This window comes from Lysinibacillus agricola, from assembly GCF_016638705.1.
GTDB lineage: Bacteria > Bacillota > Bacilli > Bacillales_A > Planococcaceae > Lysinibacillus > Lysinibacillus agricola.
On record NZ_CP067341.1, the window covers coordinates 2,775,082 to 2,792,118 of the forward strand.

General features: G+C 35.2%; 18 protein-coding genes and 1 riboswitch. Of the genes, 15 read left to right on the plus strand and 3 right to left on the minus strand.

What is annotated here, in order from left to right:
- Positions 1–181 precede the first annotated feature (181 nt).
- The 6 genes from FJQ98_RS13355 (at position 182) to FJQ98_RS13380 (ending at position 6,633) form a co-directional block, all read left to right on the plus strand.
- Positions 182–1,714, plus strand: a complete 1,533-nt coding sequence (locus tag FJQ98_RS13355) for a thiol-activated cytolysin family protein (protein ID WP_143115043.1) — start codon at positions 182–184, stop codon at positions 1,712–1,714.
- A gap of 305 nt (positions 1,715–2,019) precedes the next feature.
- The gene (locus FJQ98_RS13360; protein WP_053596672.1) at positions 2,020–2,478 is read left to right on the plus strand and encodes a hypothetical protein; all 459 of its coding nucleotides are present in this window, start codon (positions 2,020–2,022) and stop codon (positions 2,476–2,478) included.
- A gap of 265 nt (positions 2,479–2,743) precedes the next feature.
- Positions 2,744–3,304 carry a histidine phosphatase family protein gene (locus FJQ98_RS13365; protein ID WP_053596673.1) on the plus strand — a complete coding sequence of 187 codons (561 nt, stop codon included), beginning with the start codon at positions 2,744–2,746 and terminating at the stop codon, positions 3,302–3,304.
- Positions 3,305–4,327: 1,023 nt separating this feature from the next.
- A complete protein-coding gene (locus FJQ98_RS13370; RefSeq protein ID WP_053596675.1) occupies positions 4,328–5,233 on the plus strand; it encodes a cation diffusion facilitator family transporter in 906 nt (301 codons plus the stop codon).
- Positions 5,234–5,669: 436 nt separating this feature from the next.
- On the plus strand, positions 5,670–6,131 hold the full coding sequence (locus tag FJQ98_RS13375; protein ID WP_053596676.1) for a VOC family protein: 462 nt from the start codon (positions 5,670–5,672) through the stop codon (positions 6,129–6,131).
- Positions 6,132–6,276: 145 nt separating this feature from the next.
- Positions 6,277–6,633 (plus strand): hypothetical protein, encoded by a 357-nt coding sequence (locus tag FJQ98_RS13380; protein WP_053596677.1) that lies wholly within the window; start codon positions 6,277–6,279, stop codon positions 6,631–6,633.
- A 142-nt stretch (positions 6,634–6,775) separates the two neighbouring features.
- Here the strand turns inward: FJQ98_RS13380 and FJQ98_RS13385 are convergent, their stop codons facing one another.
- Complete coding sequence (locus FJQ98_RS13385) at positions 6,776–7,138, minus strand: arginase family protein (protein ID WP_053596678.1); 363 nt, start codon at positions 7,136–7,138, stop codon at positions 6,776–6,778.
- Between the two features lie 90 nt (positions 7,139–7,228).
- Positions 7,229–7,327: riboswitch (purine riboswitch) on the plus strand.
- A gap of 67 nt (positions 7,328–7,394) precedes the next feature.
- Here FJQ98_RS13385 and add point away from each other — a divergent pair.
- Positions 7,395–8,387 (plus strand): adenosine deaminase, encoded by a 993-nt coding sequence (add, locus tag FJQ98_RS13390; RefSeq protein ID WP_053596679.1) that lies wholly within the window; start codon positions 7,395–7,397, stop codon positions 8,385–8,387.
- A gap of 681 nt (positions 8,388–9,068) precedes the next feature.
- Here add and FJQ98_RS13395 read toward each other — a convergent pair.
- Positions 9,069–10,346 carry an IS110 family RNA-guided transposase gene (locus tag FJQ98_RS13395; protein ID WP_201406465.1) on the minus strand — a complete coding sequence of 426 codons (1,278 nt, stop codon included), beginning with the start codon at positions 10,344–10,346 and terminating at the stop codon, positions 9,069–9,071.
- 234 nt (positions 10,347–10,580) lie between these two features.
- On the minus strand, positions 10,581–10,727 hold the full coding sequence (locus FJQ98_RS13400; RefSeq protein WP_075807256.1) for a YjcZ family sporulation protein: 147 nt from the start codon (positions 10,725–10,727) through the stop codon (positions 10,581–10,583).
- A gap of 738 nt (positions 10,728–11,465) precedes the next feature.
- On the opposite strand from FJQ98_RS13400, the gene FJQ98_RS13405 reads away from it, so the two are divergent.
- From FJQ98_RS13405 to FJQ98_RS13440, 8 genes are all read left to right on the plus strand, one after another.
- On the plus strand, positions 11,466–11,657 hold the full coding sequence (locus tag FJQ98_RS13405) for a hypothetical protein (protein WP_053595060.1): 192 nt from the start codon (positions 11,466–11,468) through the stop codon (positions 11,655–11,657).
- 334 nt (positions 11,658–11,991) lie between these two features.
- The gene (locus FJQ98_RS13410) at positions 11,992–12,312 is read left to right on the plus strand and encodes an ArsR/SmtB family transcription factor (RefSeq protein ID WP_053595059.1); all 321 of its coding nucleotides are present in this window, start codon (positions 11,992–11,994) and stop codon (positions 12,310–12,312) included.
- Positions 12,312–13,370 carry an ACR3 family arsenite efflux transporter gene (gene arsB, locus FJQ98_RS13415; protein WP_053595058.1) on the plus strand — a complete coding sequence of 353 codons (1,059 nt, stop codon included), beginning with the start codon at positions 12,312–12,314 and terminating at the stop codon, positions 13,368–13,370. Before FJQ98_RS13410 ends, arsB begins: the two co-directional genes overlap by 1 nt.
- A gap of 11 nt (positions 13,371–13,381) precedes the next feature.
- Positions 13,382–13,801 (plus strand): arsenate reductase (thioredoxin), encoded by a 420-nt coding sequence (arsC, locus tag FJQ98_RS13420; RefSeq protein ID WP_053595057.1) that lies wholly within the window; start codon positions 13,382–13,384, stop codon positions 13,799–13,801.
- A gap of 1 nt (position 13,802) precedes the next feature.
- The gene (gene arsD, locus FJQ98_RS13425; RefSeq protein WP_053595056.1) at positions 13,803–14,162 is read left to right on the plus strand and encodes an arsenite efflux transporter metallochaperone ArsD; all 360 of its coding nucleotides are present in this window, start codon (positions 13,803–13,805) and stop codon (positions 14,160–14,162) included.
- A 2-nt stretch (positions 14,163–14,164) separates the two neighbouring features.
- Positions 14,165–15,934, plus strand: coding sequence for an arsenical pump-driving ATPase (gene arsA / locus FJQ98_RS13430; RefSeq protein WP_053595055.1), 1,770 nt, complete (start codon positions 14,165–14,167; stop codon positions 15,932–15,934).
- Positions 15,931–16,212 carry a Fe-S cluster assembly protein HesB gene (locus tag FJQ98_RS13435; protein WP_053595054.1) on the plus strand — a complete coding sequence of 94 codons (282 nt, stop codon included), beginning with the start codon at positions 15,931–15,933 and terminating at the stop codon, positions 16,210–16,212. Before arsA ends, FJQ98_RS13435 begins: the two co-directional genes overlap by 4 nt.
- Positions 16,213–16,225: 13 nt before the next feature.
- Positions 16,226–17,029, plus strand: coding sequence for an arsenite methyltransferase (locus FJQ98_RS13440; protein ID WP_053595053.1), 804 nt, complete (start codon positions 16,226–16,228; stop codon positions 17,027–17,029).
- Positions 17,030–17,037 lie beyond the last annotated feature (8 nt).

Here is a 17,037-nt window from a genome sequence, read left to right on the forward strand (position 1 = left end):
CAATATAGATATTTTTGAGCAGAAAGAATATATTAATATCTCTGATGTAGAACGGAACCTTTATTCGAATAAGTAATTTTTGCTATTCGTTTACGATTCAGCAATTCTAATACAATACCATACTACTATATTTCGACAAAATATTTTCATGGTATAATATCCCTAAAAAGGAGTGGTTTTTTTGGGAAATCGAAATTATTTTAAAGTCATAAAATTTCTAGTATGTTTATCTGTTAGTTTATATATCATACATTATCCGATTATTTCCTTTGCTGAAACACTTGATACCCATTTAACTAGTGAAAAAAGCAAATCTACTGACATTGATACGGGTATTGCAAACTTGAACTACAATAGCAACGAAGTTTTAGCAGTGAAAGGAGATAAGATAGAACGTTTTGTTCCAAGAGAAGGTATAAACTCAAAAGATAAATTTATAGTTGTTGAACGAAACAAAAAATCACTTACAACTTCACCAGTAGATATTTCAATTATCGATTCTATGGCGAATCGTACCTATCCAGGAGCGTTACAACTTGCAAATCAAGCTTTTGTAGACAATCAACCTAGTTTATTGGTGGCCAAAAGAAAACCGCTAAATATAAGCATAGATTTACCTGGCATGAAAAGAGAAAATACAACGACCGTGGATAATCCTACATATGGTAATGTATCTGGTGCAATAGATGAGCTAGTATCTACTTGGAGTGATAAATACTCAACAACCCATACTTTACCTGCAAGACTACAATATTCAGAATCTATGGTTTACAGCAAATCTCAAATAGCAAGCACCCTAAATGTGAATGCCAAAGTTCTGGACAATTCACTGGGAATTGACTTTAATGCGATTGCAAATGGAGAGAAAAAAGTGATGGTTGCGGCGTATAAACAAATATTTTATACCGTAAGTGCAGAACTACCTAACAATCCATCAGACCTTTTTGATGATAGCGTTTCGTTTGAAGAGTTAACTCGTAAAGGAGTAAGTAATGAGGCTCCTCCCGTTATGGTGTCAAATGTAGCTTATGGCAGAACAATTTATGTGAAATTAGAAACAAGCTCTAAGAGCAAGGATGTACAAGCTGCATTTAAAGCCTTACTGAACAATGTTAATACGAATGTAGAAACGAGTGGACAGTATAAAGATATTTTTGAAGAAAGTTCCTTTACTGCTGTAGTATTAGGCGGAGATTCACAACAGCATAACCAGGTTGTCTCAAAAGATTTTAATGATATTAGAAAAATAATTAAAGATAATGCAGAATTTAGTCTTAAAAATCCAGCATACCCAATTTCATATACAAGTGTTTTCTTAAAGGATAATTCAATTGCTGCTGTTCATAACAATACAGATTATATCGAGACAACATCTACAGAATACACTAAAGGCAGCATCATCCTGGATCATTACGGGGCATATGTTGCTCAATTTGAAGTAGCCTGGGATGAATTCTCATATGATGAAAATGGAGAAGAAGTGCTATCTCATAAAACTTGGAACGGAAACTGGAAAGACAAAACAGCTCATTTCTCTACAGTAATACCTCTTCCGCCTAATTCAAAAAATATAAGAATTTATGCAAGAGAATGTACAGGTCTTGCATGGGATTGGTGGAGAACAATTATTGATGAATACAATGTTCCATTATCTAATGAAATAAAAGTTTCAATTGGAGGAACTACATTATACCCAACAGGTACTATTAATTAGGTACCTTTCATGATTAGAATGTAAATCCAATCTAAGCTAGGGCTTGAAGCGGGTGAATGGTCAAACTAAGTATTAAAATAAAGATCAAAGTACGATCATCCATTCTGGATAAACAAACGGCTGAGACTCTTGTTATACAAGAACTCAGCCGTTTCTATTTTCACAAACATCTCTCCGAATAGAAAGAACACCACCAAAGACTGCACCAAGTGTTGTAGGAAGAAATTCCACCTTTACGACATAATATGGAAATTATTTTGTAACTTAGTTTAAACGAGTTCGTCGAATGGTAAAGGGGGATGTGCATGAAGAAATATTTTTTATATGTAGTAGCTCTTTTAGGACTTACTATGATAACGGGGTGTTCAAATAATGATGGATTGTCCGGAAAAGAGCCACCTAAAGCCTTTATAGAGATAGAAAATAAAAAATTTGAAACTACACTCGGTACTTATTGTTGGCAAGATCGATGCGTTGATACTGCTGGACCAGTTGAACTTTTAGAAGGCCAAAAGCCTATAAAAGTTAAATCAGGTGAAAACATAACGCTTGTATTGGACTATGAAAAAAAACCGAATGAATTTCATGTTGCTCAAATAAGTGGTAACAAGGATACTGAGGTCGTGGTCAAAGACAATCGTTTTACTGCACCTACACAACGTGGCGTATATTATTATTCTTATGGCGTTTGGTGGATGGATGAAAAGGAAGCGAATGTATCTAATGGCGACGCTTTCTATGCCTTTGTTTTAAAAGTAGAATAGCTATTACATTATAAAGCGCGATATGGATCAACTACAAGTGAAAAAGTTGTGGATATTGTTTTTCTTTGTGAATAGAATGGGGGAAGCGATGAGCTCGAAGCGGTGTTATGGTTAATTACTGAAGTACTATTAAGCCACCTCCATTCGCCAAAATATTTAAAGGAAAGTATTAAACATGCGGAGGCGTTGATTCAAATTCATTTGTCATCAGTGCTTTAAATTTATCATAGTAGTAAAGTAGTTATACATAAATGGGGGGCTTTGTATGAAAAAAAGGATATATATTGTAAGACACTGTGAAGCACAGGGGCAACCTCCGGAGTCACAACTTACCGAAAAAGGATTGATACAAGCAAAATATTTATCTGAATTTTTCTCAAATAGTAAAATTGACCGAATAATATCAAGTCCTTTTTTACGTGCAATTCAATCAGTAGAACCGATTAGTGAGGAAACAAACATAAACATAGAGATTGATGAACGATTATCAGAACGTACACTAAGTACTACGGATTTACCTGACTGGCTTGAAAAACTTAAAGCAACATTCAATGATTTGGAGCTGAAATTTCAAGGTGGAGAGTCAAGTAAAGAAGCTATGAACCGAATAGTAACAGTTGTAGATGAAGTTTTTAAAAGTGAATCTGAAAACACAATAATCGTTACTCATGGAAATTTAATGTCTCTGCTACTAAAAAATTATGATAACAGTTTTGATTTTGATTGTTGGAAGAATCTTAGTAATCCTGATGTGTTTGTATTATGTAACACAAACAATGAAGTATATAAGAAACGTTTATGGCAAGAAGAACTAATAGAAAAATAATCAATTTTCTTAAATAAGAGGACGTCTTCTGGAATACCCCAACACATTTAAACGATTAGATCTTGTTAGGGTAAAGAAATGACTGTGAAAATTTCTACTTAAACTATAGAGTACTTTAGTTAAATTTCAATTCACGAAATATCAAAACAAAAAAGCAGATTTATTCTACACGTTTTGTAGATTAAATCTGCCTTTTGTTTTAATAGCAACAATCTTTGGGAAAACAATCTTTTATTTTTATAGTAAAAAGCTTTTATAAGGACGACTGTAGCCAAGCTCGAAATTCCGACTTTGCCTACAGTCTAAGAAGCAATTTACAGTGAATCATTTTCAGAGTACCTATAGCTTTCGAACCGCTTTTCTTTTCTGTTCGATTTTTCTAAATACCAAAGAAACCATTGTAAGTACAAAATAAAGTATGACAAAATTTAGAATTACACTATTATCACTTTTATTCGCTATATAAACGTATAGCCCTACCACCAACGCAAAAATTAATGGTTTGTAAATTGAATTCAAAATCAATCCACCTTTTCTTAATTTTACAATATTTCCTTGGATAGATTGTTTTTAAAATAATATGTTAAATGTTGATATGTAATAAATTAACATATTGAACACAAAATTGGAAAGGATGATTTTTTCGAATGCAGAGGGACCCTGGCAATATAAACTGGCACCTATGTCAAGGACTGTAGCAATAATTATCAAAGCAAGGAAATATGAACCCGTTTATGAACAACAATAATTTTGCTTCGATTGTGAACGACTTTAAAGGTTCATCTAGTTGGGGTGAAACGTCTATTTTAGGGCAACCCTTAAATTTGATTAATTTGGTCTAAGGCAACTTATTTTTACTCCCGAATTTTATTTAGTAATGGTAAAAAAGGTTGCTGTAGACCCACTCGATATTCGTCTGCTATCATAGTTGAGTATTAATTGAAGGAAGAAGAGTAATGAGTATTTGAGGATAATTCTTCCCGCATTTTTTATGGATAAAACTCTTACTCGGAGGAGATATAAATGGTTAGTGAGAGAGAACAAATTAGCAAAAAAGTTGCATGGATTGCACTTATATCCAACCTAATTCTTATGGTAGGTAAAATCTTCTTTGGTCTTTTTGGGGATAGTGAGGCTGTTTTTGCAGATGGGATTCACTCTGGAGCAGATGTAGTAGCTTCGATTGCTGTGCTAGCAGTAGTTGGTATCTCAAATAAACCACCTGATAAGGATCATCCATTTGGGCATGGTAAGGCGGAGGTTATTAGTGAAGCAATCGTTGGAATTATTTTAATAATAGTTTCACTATATATTTTAGTAGAAGCAATTTTAGCATTTTTTGAAAAACCCAGTGTACCACAGTACAGTGCATTGATTGCAGCTATAATTTCTTACATAGCAAAAGAAATATTATATAGATACTCCATAAAACAAGGAAAAAAATGGAACAGCAAGGCTATTATAGCGATTGCGTTAGATCATAAAGGTGATATTGTTGCTTCCCTTGCCGCATTCATTGGAGTCCTCTTAGCGATTATAGGAAATGCAATTGGATGGACATTTTTGCTATACGCTGATGCTATTGCGAGTGCTTTAGTAGCTTATTTTATTTTTAGAATCGCAATGGAATTAGTTAAACCTTCTGTGGATGTTTTAATGGAAAAAAGTGTAGACCAGGAACTTTTAGACGACTATGAATCTACTATTCATGAGTTTAATCAAGTGCAACGAATAGACAAAATTCGTGCAAGAGAACATGGTCATTATAAGCTTCTAGACATTCGTCTATCACTAAATCATAATTTAACAATTAAACAAGGACATGATATAGCTCGTGAGATAAAAAATGAACTATTAAATAAATACCCAGACGTAGGGGAAGTCCTAATCCATATAAATCCTTACTTTATAGAACCTAATCAAGAGTAGTAGTACCATTTTACGCAGCTTGTACTGGTGGCGCTAATATCGATGCCATTATTACTTGTTTTGAAAGACATTTGTGTTCTTTTATTGCTTAAATTGAATCATGTATTTTGATAAAAACAAGAAGCCTTCGAATAATTTTATTAAAAGTCAAGATTTTAAGTGATGCACTTAATGTATCAGTATCCTTTATACAATGTGTAACATTATAATAAGTTATTTTAAAGCTGAACTAAACACAAAAATTAGTTCAGCTTTTTTATTTGTGTTTAAGGGAATGATATGAAAGTATAATATAAGTTAGATGTTAAGTTATATCTTCTTCAACTTAACGGGGCAAGATAGTTGAAGAAGTAGAATTAGATTAGACCTTTGGACGATTCCCAAATTCCAGAAAATTGATATTATTAAAAATAATATAGTAAAAGGGGTGTCACTTTTGATAATAGGTTTATATGAAGCGCATTTACCAGTAAGTAACCTGAAAAAATCTATTGAATTTTATACAGATCTTGGTTTAGAGTTTGACCACAGTGTTGAGGATAAAATAGCTTTTTTGTGGATTGAAAAAGATAAAAGTTGGTTGGGATTATGGGAAACCGATAAAGTAGAAATTGAATATCATCCTTCAATTAGACATATAGCTTTTCAAGTCTCGTTGGAAGGATTGAAAAATTCAGTTAGTTGGCTTAAACATAAGGGATATGAACCAAGAGAAGCATTTGGTTTTGAGCCTCTTGAACCCTTTGTTATGGCTCATAATGGTTATGCTCACGCCAAAATACATTTTAATGATCCAGATGGAAATAGTTTAGAGTTTATTTGTAAACTTGAAAATCCTAAGAAAATTACAAAACGTATGTACTTAAGTGAGTGGGAGCAACTAATTATGGATAGCTAGAAAAATATTTATTGAGCTAACGGAGTGCTTTACTTCAAGATGAGATTCCACAGAGACCCCATCTTTTTCTTATTCAACTAACGAGGCAGGTTAACGCAAAAAGGTTTAAACTAGAGGTATTGAGTGGCATACTGGCCCTTATTTATTGCGTTGGGAATTTAAGCGTGATTTTGAAGACTTAGAAATTATTATTACAGAAGTTCAAAATCCTATTGCAGATAGAAAAATGAATCCTAATTTGCCTAAAACGGTATTAAAGACGAAATGCAACTTTGATGAATTTGTACTATGTGTAGTAAAAGAATTGGACCGAATTATTAAACAAAGGGGAATTTTAGGATACCGTCAAGAATGGCAAAGTTCCACATTTCCAGTCGATGGATTTCTTGCTTTGAAATATGCTTGTCTTTATAAAAAACCTTTTGAAATTACAAAGAAGGACAGTGGCACATCTCTTGATGAGGAACTTAATTTGTTGAATAAAAATATTGATGAAATGTAGAGTTAGAAAAGTTTGTGAAGAATTGTTCTTAAACAAACGGGTGCTTTAGTAAGGTAGCCTTGCGATTACGAGAAAAGAAAGACTGTAAACAAGGTTTGCGTTGTTTACAATCTGCTATGATCTTATTAATGAGTATTCAAATTCAATAATTTTCTTGTTTAATGTGTATGCTTTTTATTGCATCAATTCGTTCTTTTTGGTGATCAGATAATTGGTCAAAAGGAACGCCACTAAATGCATGGATAAACGGATCTTCTACATCTGTAGTAATGCCACTCAATTCCTCAACTATTACGTGAGAACAAAACGGTACATTTGCTGTACTATAGCCACCTTCATGCACAGCAACCAATTTTCCTCCACAGTTAGATTCAGCTAGTTGCATCATAAATTTCGTCATTTTTCTATAGCCCTCTGCAGATACCATCATTCTCCCTAATGGATCAAAAATACTTGCATCTTGTCCTGCAAATATGGAGTTTGCAATCAATTTTAGTTTTAACAAGTAAATTTCCGTAACATGGAACTTAGTTTTTTGTAAGTGTTAGGGGACCATGTTGACAATCTAATATTTTTTTATTATTATTTTAAAAACGTTAAGGAATCAATATAATATCGTATAACCCCAATAATATGGTTTGGGGGTCTCTACCAGGAACCGAAATTCCTGATTACGAAGAAAGTACAAATCTTGTATTTTCTTTGTAGTCAGGAATTTTTTTGTATTTTAATCTAAAAATTTAATTCAGGAGGTCAAAAAAATGAACTTTTTAGCATTACCCAAAATTGAACTTCACTGTCATTTGGATGGAAGCTTAAGAGCTGAAACTATTATCGATATTGCACAAAAGGAAGAAATTCAGCTACCCTCTTTTGATAAGGATGAGCTGCAAAAGGAGCTGATTGCTCCGTTAGAATGTGAATCTCTTGATGAGTATTTAAAAAGATTTGCTCTTCCTAATTTGGTCATGCAGTCCAAGGAGAACTTAAGAAGAATTACTTTCGAGCTATTTGAGGATGCAACAAGAGAAAATGTGAAATATTTAGAAGTCAGATTTGCCCCGTTACTTCACACATTACAAGGTCTTGGTGTTGAAGAAGTTATTCAATCTGTTATAGAGGGGATGAGGGACGCTGAAAGTCGTTACGAAATAAAGGGAAATATAATCCTGTCTTGCATGAGGACAATGTCTGCAGAAAGTGCATTTGAGGTAGTTGAAAAGGGGAAAAAGTTCCTTGGAAATGGTGTAGTGGCAATTGACCTATGTGCATCCGAAGAAGAAAGCTTTTGTAAAAAATTCGTAGATCCGATCGCATTAGCCAAAAAATATGGCTACAGAGTCACTATCCATGCCGGTGAAACGGGAATTGGTAAAAACGTTCTAGAGGCTGTTGAAATGTTAGGTGCTGAAAGAATAGGACATGGAGTATTTATTAAAGATTGTGCCGAGGCTTATAAAATTGTGAAAGAAAGACAGGTAGTGCTTGAAATGTGTCCAACAAGTAATGTCCAAACGAAAGCTGTTCATAATTATTCGGAACATCCGATTTATAAGTTTCATAAAGATGGAATAAAAGTGACATTTAATACAGATAACCGAACAGTATCAGATACTACAATGGCAAAAGAAATCCATTTAGTTAACAACGAATTTAATCTAAGTGAAGAAGATTATCGACAAATTTATTTAAATAGTGTAGAAGCATCCTTTGCGGATCAAGAAACTAAAGAATGGTGCTTGGCACAATATTAAAGAAAATTAAACTTAGCAACGTAAAACTAATCTTTTGTAAAATTAGCAGAATGTGAAGAAATATACGTAAAGTAACGGGTGGCGTTTGTTGAATAAGAAATAAAACAACTTATTATTCAGTTTGTCTAGAAAATTGGATAGTTTTACTATACGACATAATATCTCTTACATTGAGGGGATGGAGTTCCAATTTTGTAAAATCGACGAGCAACATGTACTTGGATTATGTTTAGTTCCTATGCAGAGTAAACATGTGGAGAAATCTGGATTAAGTGAATTAGTCGATCGCATTAAAAATATTGTATAGACCTCCCTCTATAAATGTTGATATATCAACGGTTTGACCCGTTTTTAAGAGTGATAAAAAATTTTTTTATCACAACTTTTACATAGTCTTTTCTAGTTCTTCAATTATTCGTCATTTGGTGAGTACGCTTCGCTAAAGTTAATTGGTTAAAATTAACTTCCATTTCCACTATGTGATGCACTAATGGATCTCTGCGATGCTTATGATGACGTACCCTCCCATGTCTCTTGGCGTCCATGCGCATACATTCCTTCGTTCGGTCTATTCATAAGGCAGAGGCTGGCGATGCTCCTTTAGGGACTCAAAGTCGGATGGAATAAATAATGCCGGCTTCTCCGTGTCATCCTTTTGTAGTAGGTCGAGCTTTGATGTTGCTAGGCTGCCTTTACGAGACAATACAGGTCTTTCATCATGTAGCTTACATCAAAATACACTCTCTTCTTGCATAAGGTGTGTAAAATCTTCAGTAACTTTCCACAGAGCACGACAATCGATTGCTTCTTTCGAAGGGGATTGACGGTGCGCGTGGTGTAATATTCATGTAATTTCTTAAAGGCTTCATTATGACGAATTAACGGCATCATGACTCGAAATAAAAGAGCCCGTAACTTCCTTCTTCCTCGCTTGGATATTCGTTTTTGTCCTTTGTGTTGTCCAGAAGAGTTTTCACGTAATGTGAGTCCCGCTAGTTTAATTAATTGGCGTGGATGGTCATATTGTGTGAGTGAACCGACTTCTGAAAGTAGCTCGACAATCGTTCCGTTGCTGATGCCTGGGACAGAATTTAAGTAGTCATAGTCCGTCATTTCTTTTGCTAGTTCGGTTAACTGTTCTGTTAAAGTGTCTAATTGGCTTTGCATCAATTTGTACTGTGTGAGAAGTGTGGCAATTTCTATTCGTGCCATCACGAGTCCCTCTGTCAGTCCAATGGAGTGCTGTGCTACCTCAACTAATCGTTTTGCTTTTGGTAGTTGGGGCGATTTCATTCCCTTCACTTGGCGATACAAAAACAATAACTCTTCTGGCGTCTTCCCTTGAATATCACTAGGTAGTGGCGTCATTTCAAGCGCCGCATAAGCCATTTTTCCGAAGTCTTTAAACACCGTCATAAATTCCGGAAAGAAACGATCAATCCAACGAATGATACGATTTTGTATGGCATTTAGGTCTTCTTGGATTTTGGACCGTAACGTTGCACCATTTCGTAATTCAGCTTCTACGCCTTCTAGAATACGTGGATAACTGAAACGTCCATCACGCAGTAATCGCGCAATGACAAGGGCATCCTTTTGATCATTCTTCGTTTGAAGATTATCATCCAATTCCTTTGAACGGTTCACATGATGCGGATTTACCATGACAAACGGAATCCCATGAAGAGTAAGGTACGCTGCTAGGTTCATCCAGTAGTGCCCAGTGGGTTCAAATCCCACGAGAATTTCGCTTTTTTCATGTGTGGCACGTAAAGCGAGTATTCTTTCATAAAAAGCATCGAATCCTCCTCTTGATTGAGAGAAAGGAAATGATTTTTGGAGCACTCGCCCTCGTTCATCTACGGCACAAGCATAGTGCTTTTTCTTGGCAATATCGATGCCGATGACTAAAGTGTTTTCAGTGACTTGATTAATTTTTTTGTTCGTATTAGAATTCATAAATGGAGTTCTCCTGTGTGATAGTGAGTCAATTTGCCGTTGACACTCATGCATCATACAAGAGGGCTTTTTCTTTTTCAAGCCCCTGAAAATCTTTCTAACAGGAATGCTCCTTATTGCTAAGCCATACCAACTTTGAGTCCTATAAAGAAGTAAAGTGAATTACTGAATAATATGAGAAAAGTAACTATAAAAGGGTCACCAGGCTGGAAGGCGACCCTTAAATCGGAAATGTTAATACTCTCTATGCATGAAAGTAGCGCCGATAATAATTAGAAGAATAAATAGAACAACAATTAAGGCAAATGATGAACCATTACGATTTCCGCCGCCGTAATAGCAACCTTCATTTATGCCACCAACATTTCCATAGTATCCCATAACGTATACCTCCTTTCTATAATATATAATATGTAAGCTGTAGAGAAGGAATGGGGTATTAAACCATTTAGCTATTGGCATTAAAAAATATATTTTTGTTAGATAAGACAATAAAAAAAGGGTCACTTGGGATAGGAGTGACCCTTAGTAACAAAATCCGGAGGTGTAAGGCTAAATTAGCTTTACATTACTATTAATATGACGTGGTAGCTATGTTTGTATAGTTAATTGCCTGAGAAGTAGATTTAAAAATAAAAAAACTGCGACGGTCAACCAACGCCCCAGCCTTTATAAGTGTGTGAATAGTACAGGGAGATAGAATTTAATTGTGTTAATGAAAAATTTGAGGAAAAAGGGTCATTCCTTAAGACAGGAGTGTCCAAATATAAATATAAGGATGTGTTTTTTTGGAGGTGAGGTAAAAAGTTGTAAGTTACCGTTTATTGATGATAACACTACCATTTTATGCTACCTAAACAGGAGCATATAGCATTTGAGGAAAAAGAGAATACAAAATGAACATTTAATGAGACTGGAATAATAGAAAGAAGAACAACCGCCATAAATGCTAGGAGTTATGTAAGATTTAGTCAACGAGCAATTTAAAACGATTGAAGAGTCTTACAGATTAAGTATGTTTGTCCAAATTTATTTTATACGTAAGGAGGATATATTGACTTATTTTGATATATGGAGCAACTACTTTTTATGGGATGATGTTCTAGTGCTTTTTTACAATTGGTAAGAGTATCAGAACATAACCTATTAATAGGTTTAATTGGCAATACAGGATTTCCGATTGTCGCTTTTTTATTAATCTTTTGGAAGTTTGATAAATCACTAGGTTTGCTTGCAGAGGCTGTAAATAATAACACGAATGCGGTTCAATTATTATTACAAAAAGAAAACCAAGAAAATAAAAATAAGTAATTTGGTGTTACAATTAACGATATTTTTTTGATGTTAAATATGTAAAATGAACACAATTATGGATGTGAATTTTCTTTTTTTGCTTTAAAATAGAACGATGTTTCTTCTAAACTTAATATAGGGACTTAGATATTTATTAGTTATGTGCGCAATCAACACATAAAAGAAACAGTTATTAAACAAATAAAAAAAATTTCTACACAACTATTGCAATTAAAGAAATGCAACCTTAATATAAGTATATAGTTATATATTAATTTAGTCACCTGTACTAATCCGGTGATTTTATTTTAGATTAAATATAAGTAAATGATTATATAAGGAGAGCAGATAGATGGAAAACACATCAATTGAAAAACAATTAAAAGCAGCAGCTGACTTAAATCGAATTAAATTACTGGCATGTATGAAAAATGGGGAGGTATGTGTATGTGATTTTGTGGATGTTTTAGGCATTTCACAACCAGCAGTTAGCCAGCATCTTCGAAAATTAAAGGAGGCAGGCATTATTACGGAACGAAAGGTTGGTACATGGAAACATTATCGTCTAGTTGAGGATCAAACGCCACTTATGAAAGGTATTTTAGAACAAATTGAGCCTTTAAATGGATGCAATTGCGGCTCTGACTGTACACACATAGGGGAGGAAAATTAATGGATAATGAATCTTTAACAAAACAGCTTTCGTTTTTAGATCGCTACCTTACTCTTTGGATTTTTGTTGCTATGGGTATTGGCGTTTTATTAAGTATTACAATGCCAAATATCGGTGAAGCATTAGAATCTATGTCGGTTGGTACAACATCGATAACTATTGCCATAGGGTTAATTGTGATGATGTATCCACCACTGGCAAAAGTAAAATATGAGGAAATGTGGCGTGTGTTTAAGGATTGGAAAGTTCTTTTACTGTCACTTTTCCAAAACTGGCTATTGGGCCCCTTTTTAATGTTCTTTTTAGCCATTATCTTCTTACGAGATTACCCGGAGTATATGGCTGGGCTCATTATGATTGGTTTAGCTCGATGTATTGCAATGGTAATCGTGTGGAATGATTTAGCGCGGGGAGATCGCGAATATGTAGCTGGTCTAGTTGCCTTTAACTCCATCTTTCAAATCGTAACATATTCGGTTTTTGCTTACTTTTTCTTAAATGTATTACCTGGTTGGTTTGGATTAGAGAATTTTAATGTATCCATTTCCATGTGGGAAATTACGAAAAGCGTCCTTATTTACTTAGGATTACCATTTGCTGCTGGATTCCTAACACGTTTGATAGGTATCAAAACAAAAGGGAAAGAGTGGTATGAGGAAAAGTTCTTACCAAAGATTTCACCACTTACTTTAATCGCACTTCTGTTCACAATTGTGATGATGTTTGCCTTAAAGGGTGAGAAATTAGTGGAATTACCACTTGATGTAGTCCGAATTGCGATTCCATTATTTATTTACTTTATTGTAATGTTTGCTGTTTCATTCTTTTCTTCCCATAAAGTAGGTGCATCTTATCCCGTCACAGCAGCTCTTTCTTTTACAGCGGCAAGTAACAACTTTGAGTTAGCCATTGCTGTAGCTGTAGGTGTTTTTGGACTTCATAGTGGAGTGGCTTTTGCCGCTGTTATTGGTCCACTTGTTGAAGTACCAGTACTCATTGGGCTTGTATGGGTTGCCTTACGCTGGCAGAAGAAATATTTTAAAACCATTAAATTATAGGGGTACTTTTTATGACAAATACACTTTATTTCTTATGTACAGGAAATTCATGCCGTAGTCAAATGGCTGAAGGGTGGGCAAGAAAATTATTGCCTACAGATTGGATAGTTAAAAGTGCTGGTATTGAAGCACATGGAGTAAATCCGAAAGCTATCAAAGCCATGGCTGAGGTAGGAGTTGATATTTCGAATCATACATCTGATCTAATTGAATTCGAGACATTAAATAATGCAACACTAGTTGTTACACTTTGTGGAGATGCAGCTGATAAATGTCCGATGACGCCACCTCATGTTCGTCGTGAGCATTGGGGTTTTGACGATCCAGCAAAAGCGTCAGGTACAGAAGAAGAGAAATGGGCGGTTTTCCAAAATGTTCGTGATGCTATTGGAAAACGAATTGAAAAATTTGTAGCTGAGGAGCTGAAATAAAATGAAAAAAATTCATATTTATGAGCCAGCGATGTGCTGTTCTACAGGAGTATGTGGACCATCTATTGACCCAGAGTTATTACGTATGTCATTTGTAATGAATAATTTAAAGAAAACAGATATAGAGGCCGAACGATTTAATTTAACAAATGAACCAAATGCCTTTGTAGAGAATGAGGCAATTAATCAGCTTTTAATGTCCGAAGGCATGGATGCCTTACCAGCAACATTTGTAGATGGAGAGTTACTTTGTAAAGGAAAATACCCTACTAATGCACAGTTTTCACAGTGGTCAGGACTTTCTGAAGAAGAATTAGTACAAAAACCCAAAGTACGTTTGTCATTAAAAGGAGATGCGTAAAAATGGAACGCTTTACAAGAAGCCAATTCCCGGACACTCCTTTCCTCTTTTTCACAGGGAAAGGGGGCGTTGGAAAAACATCTGTTGCTAGTAGCTTATCAATAGCAATTGCAGGTGAGGGAAAAAAGGTGTTACTAATTAGTACGGACCCAGCATCTAACTTACAAGATATTTTTGGTCAAACACTTTCTAATACCCCGACAAAGATTGAAGGTGTAGACAATTTATTTGCATTAAATTTAGATCCTGAACAAGCAGCTCAACATTACAAAGAACAGATGGTTGGCCCGTACCGAGAGAAACTGCCTGAAGTAGTCCTTCAAAACATGGAGGAACAACTTTCAGGTGCTTGTACAGTTGAAATTGCTGCATTCAATGAATTTGCGAAGCTACTGACAGATCGTTCAGTGATTGAAAATTTCGACACAATTGTGTTTGACACAGCTCCAACAGGGCATACATTACGTCTATTACAACTACCTTCTGCCTGGTCTACATTTCTAGATGATAATACCACTGGTACTTCGTGTTTAGGTCCGTTAAAAGGACTAGAGCCACAGCGTGAAATCTACAAAGAGGCTGTTGAGCGTTTAAAAAGCGCCGATCAAACGGCACTAATGCTTGTGACACGTCCAGACGTAAACCCTTTAAAAGAGACAGCACGTGCTTCCAACGAACTGTTTGAAATCGGTATTCAAAATCAGATTTTACTAGTTAATGGCTATATGAAAGATCTTAATTCTAATGATGAAATGGAGAAGGCATTCATTGCACGCCAAATAAAAGCATTAGAGTTGATTCCTAAAGAGTTAAAGCAATTTGAACAATACTACTTACCGTTTGTACCATACTCATTATCAAGTATGGAGCGTATGCAAGCATGGATGACAGATCAAGATATCACACATGAAAATGAAATAGAAAAAGGTATGACAATCCCTGAAGTAGAAGAAATGATTGCTGATTATTTGGAACGGAAACCAAAGATTATTTTTACGATGAGTAAAGGTGGTGTTGGTAAAACAACAGTTGCTTCGTATATTGCTCTTCGCTTAGCAGAAGAGGGTATGCATGTGCATTTAACTACGACAGACCCAGCAGCGCATCTAAATTGGACATTCGGTGATGACAAAATTAAAAATGTAACGGTAAGTCGTATTGATCCGAAATCAGAAGTTGCAAATTATGAAGCAGAAGTGCTGGCAAAGGCAAGTGAAACAATGAATGAAGAAGGCTTAGCATTTGTACAAGAAGACTTGGCCTCTCCTTGTACAGAGGAAATTGCCGTATTTAGAGCATTTGCCAATGTTGTAGAGAATCATAAAGATGAAATAATTATTATTGATACAGCTCCAACTGGCCATACCTTATTGTTATTAGATGCCACTGAAGCCTATCATCGTGAAATAAGCCGTTCGCAGGGTGAAATCCCTCTAGCTGTTTCAAACCTGTTACCAAGATTACGTGATGCGAATTATACAAGTGTAGCAATCGTAACATTACCTGAAGCAACACCTGTTTTTGAAGCAACACGTTTACAGCAAGATTTACAGCGTGCAGGATTGTCTGTTAATTGGTGGGTTGTCAATCAGACATTTTCATCTATCGAAACAACTAGTCCAACATTGATACAAAAACAACAAGCTGAAACAAAATGGTTTGAAGAAATCAAATCCTTCAGCAACAATCAATTCGTGGCAATCCCATGGGTAAAAACACCACCAGTTGGAACAAAAGGTTTACATGAACTTAAAGGAGAGAAAAACAAATGAAAATGAGTTCAGAAGGTAAAAATTATTTAGAGCAAGTACTAACTGATTCAGAGGTGAAAACACTTCGTTTCTTTGGCATTCCAGGTTGCTGTGGTGTTAATTTAGGGGTGGGCTTAGCAGCACCAACAAATGAAGATGCTGTAGAGACAATTGAAGGGATCGAAGTTGCCATTCATCCAGATATTGCACCTCAGTTAACAGAAGTCACAATTCATGCAGAAGAAGAGAATGGCGAACTAGGTTTAGTATTATTGGGATATTCGCCAACATCTTGTTAAGGAGTGGTTTTAAATGAAAAGAGAAGATGATATTCGTGCAAATGTACGTGATAATTATGCGAAAGTAGCCTTAAAATTAAACAGCACACAAGGATGCTGTACACCAGCCTCTAGCTGTTGTAATCCAAATGACAATCAAAACATTTCCATTGAAGAAATTTCGCTAAAAATGGGCTATACAAAAGAAGAGCTAGAATCTATTCCTGACGGAGCAAATATGGGACTTAGTTGTGGCAATCCACAAACGATCGCTGATTTGAAGCCTGGAGAAATTGTTGTCGATTTAGGTTCTGGTGGTGGTTTTGATTGTTTCCTAGCAGCACCAAAAGTAGGTAGAGAAGGTCAAGTAATTGGCATTGATATGACACCTGAAATGATTTCTAAGGCACGTTGTAGCGCAGAAAAGCCAGGTTTTGAAAATGTAGAGTTTCGTTTAGGTGAAATTGAACATATGCCTGTTGCTGATCATACAGCTGATATTATCATTTCAAATTGTGTGATCAATCTTTCGCCAAACAAACAACAAGTATTTAAAGAAGCTTTCCGTATTTTAAAAACAGGGGGTCGTTTAGCGATTTCAGATGTTGTGTTAACGGCAACCTTACCAGAAAGTTATTTATCAGATATGAATTTATATTCTGGTTGCATCTCTGGGGCTATTTCAATTGCAGAATATGAAGTACTTTTAAAAGATGCAGGCTTTACAAATATCTCAATTGAACCAAAAGATGATTCAAAAGAACTTATCCGTGAATGGGAACCTAATTATGATTTAGAAAATTATATTGTCTCAGCTATTATTCTGGCCGTTAAATAGAAGGATGA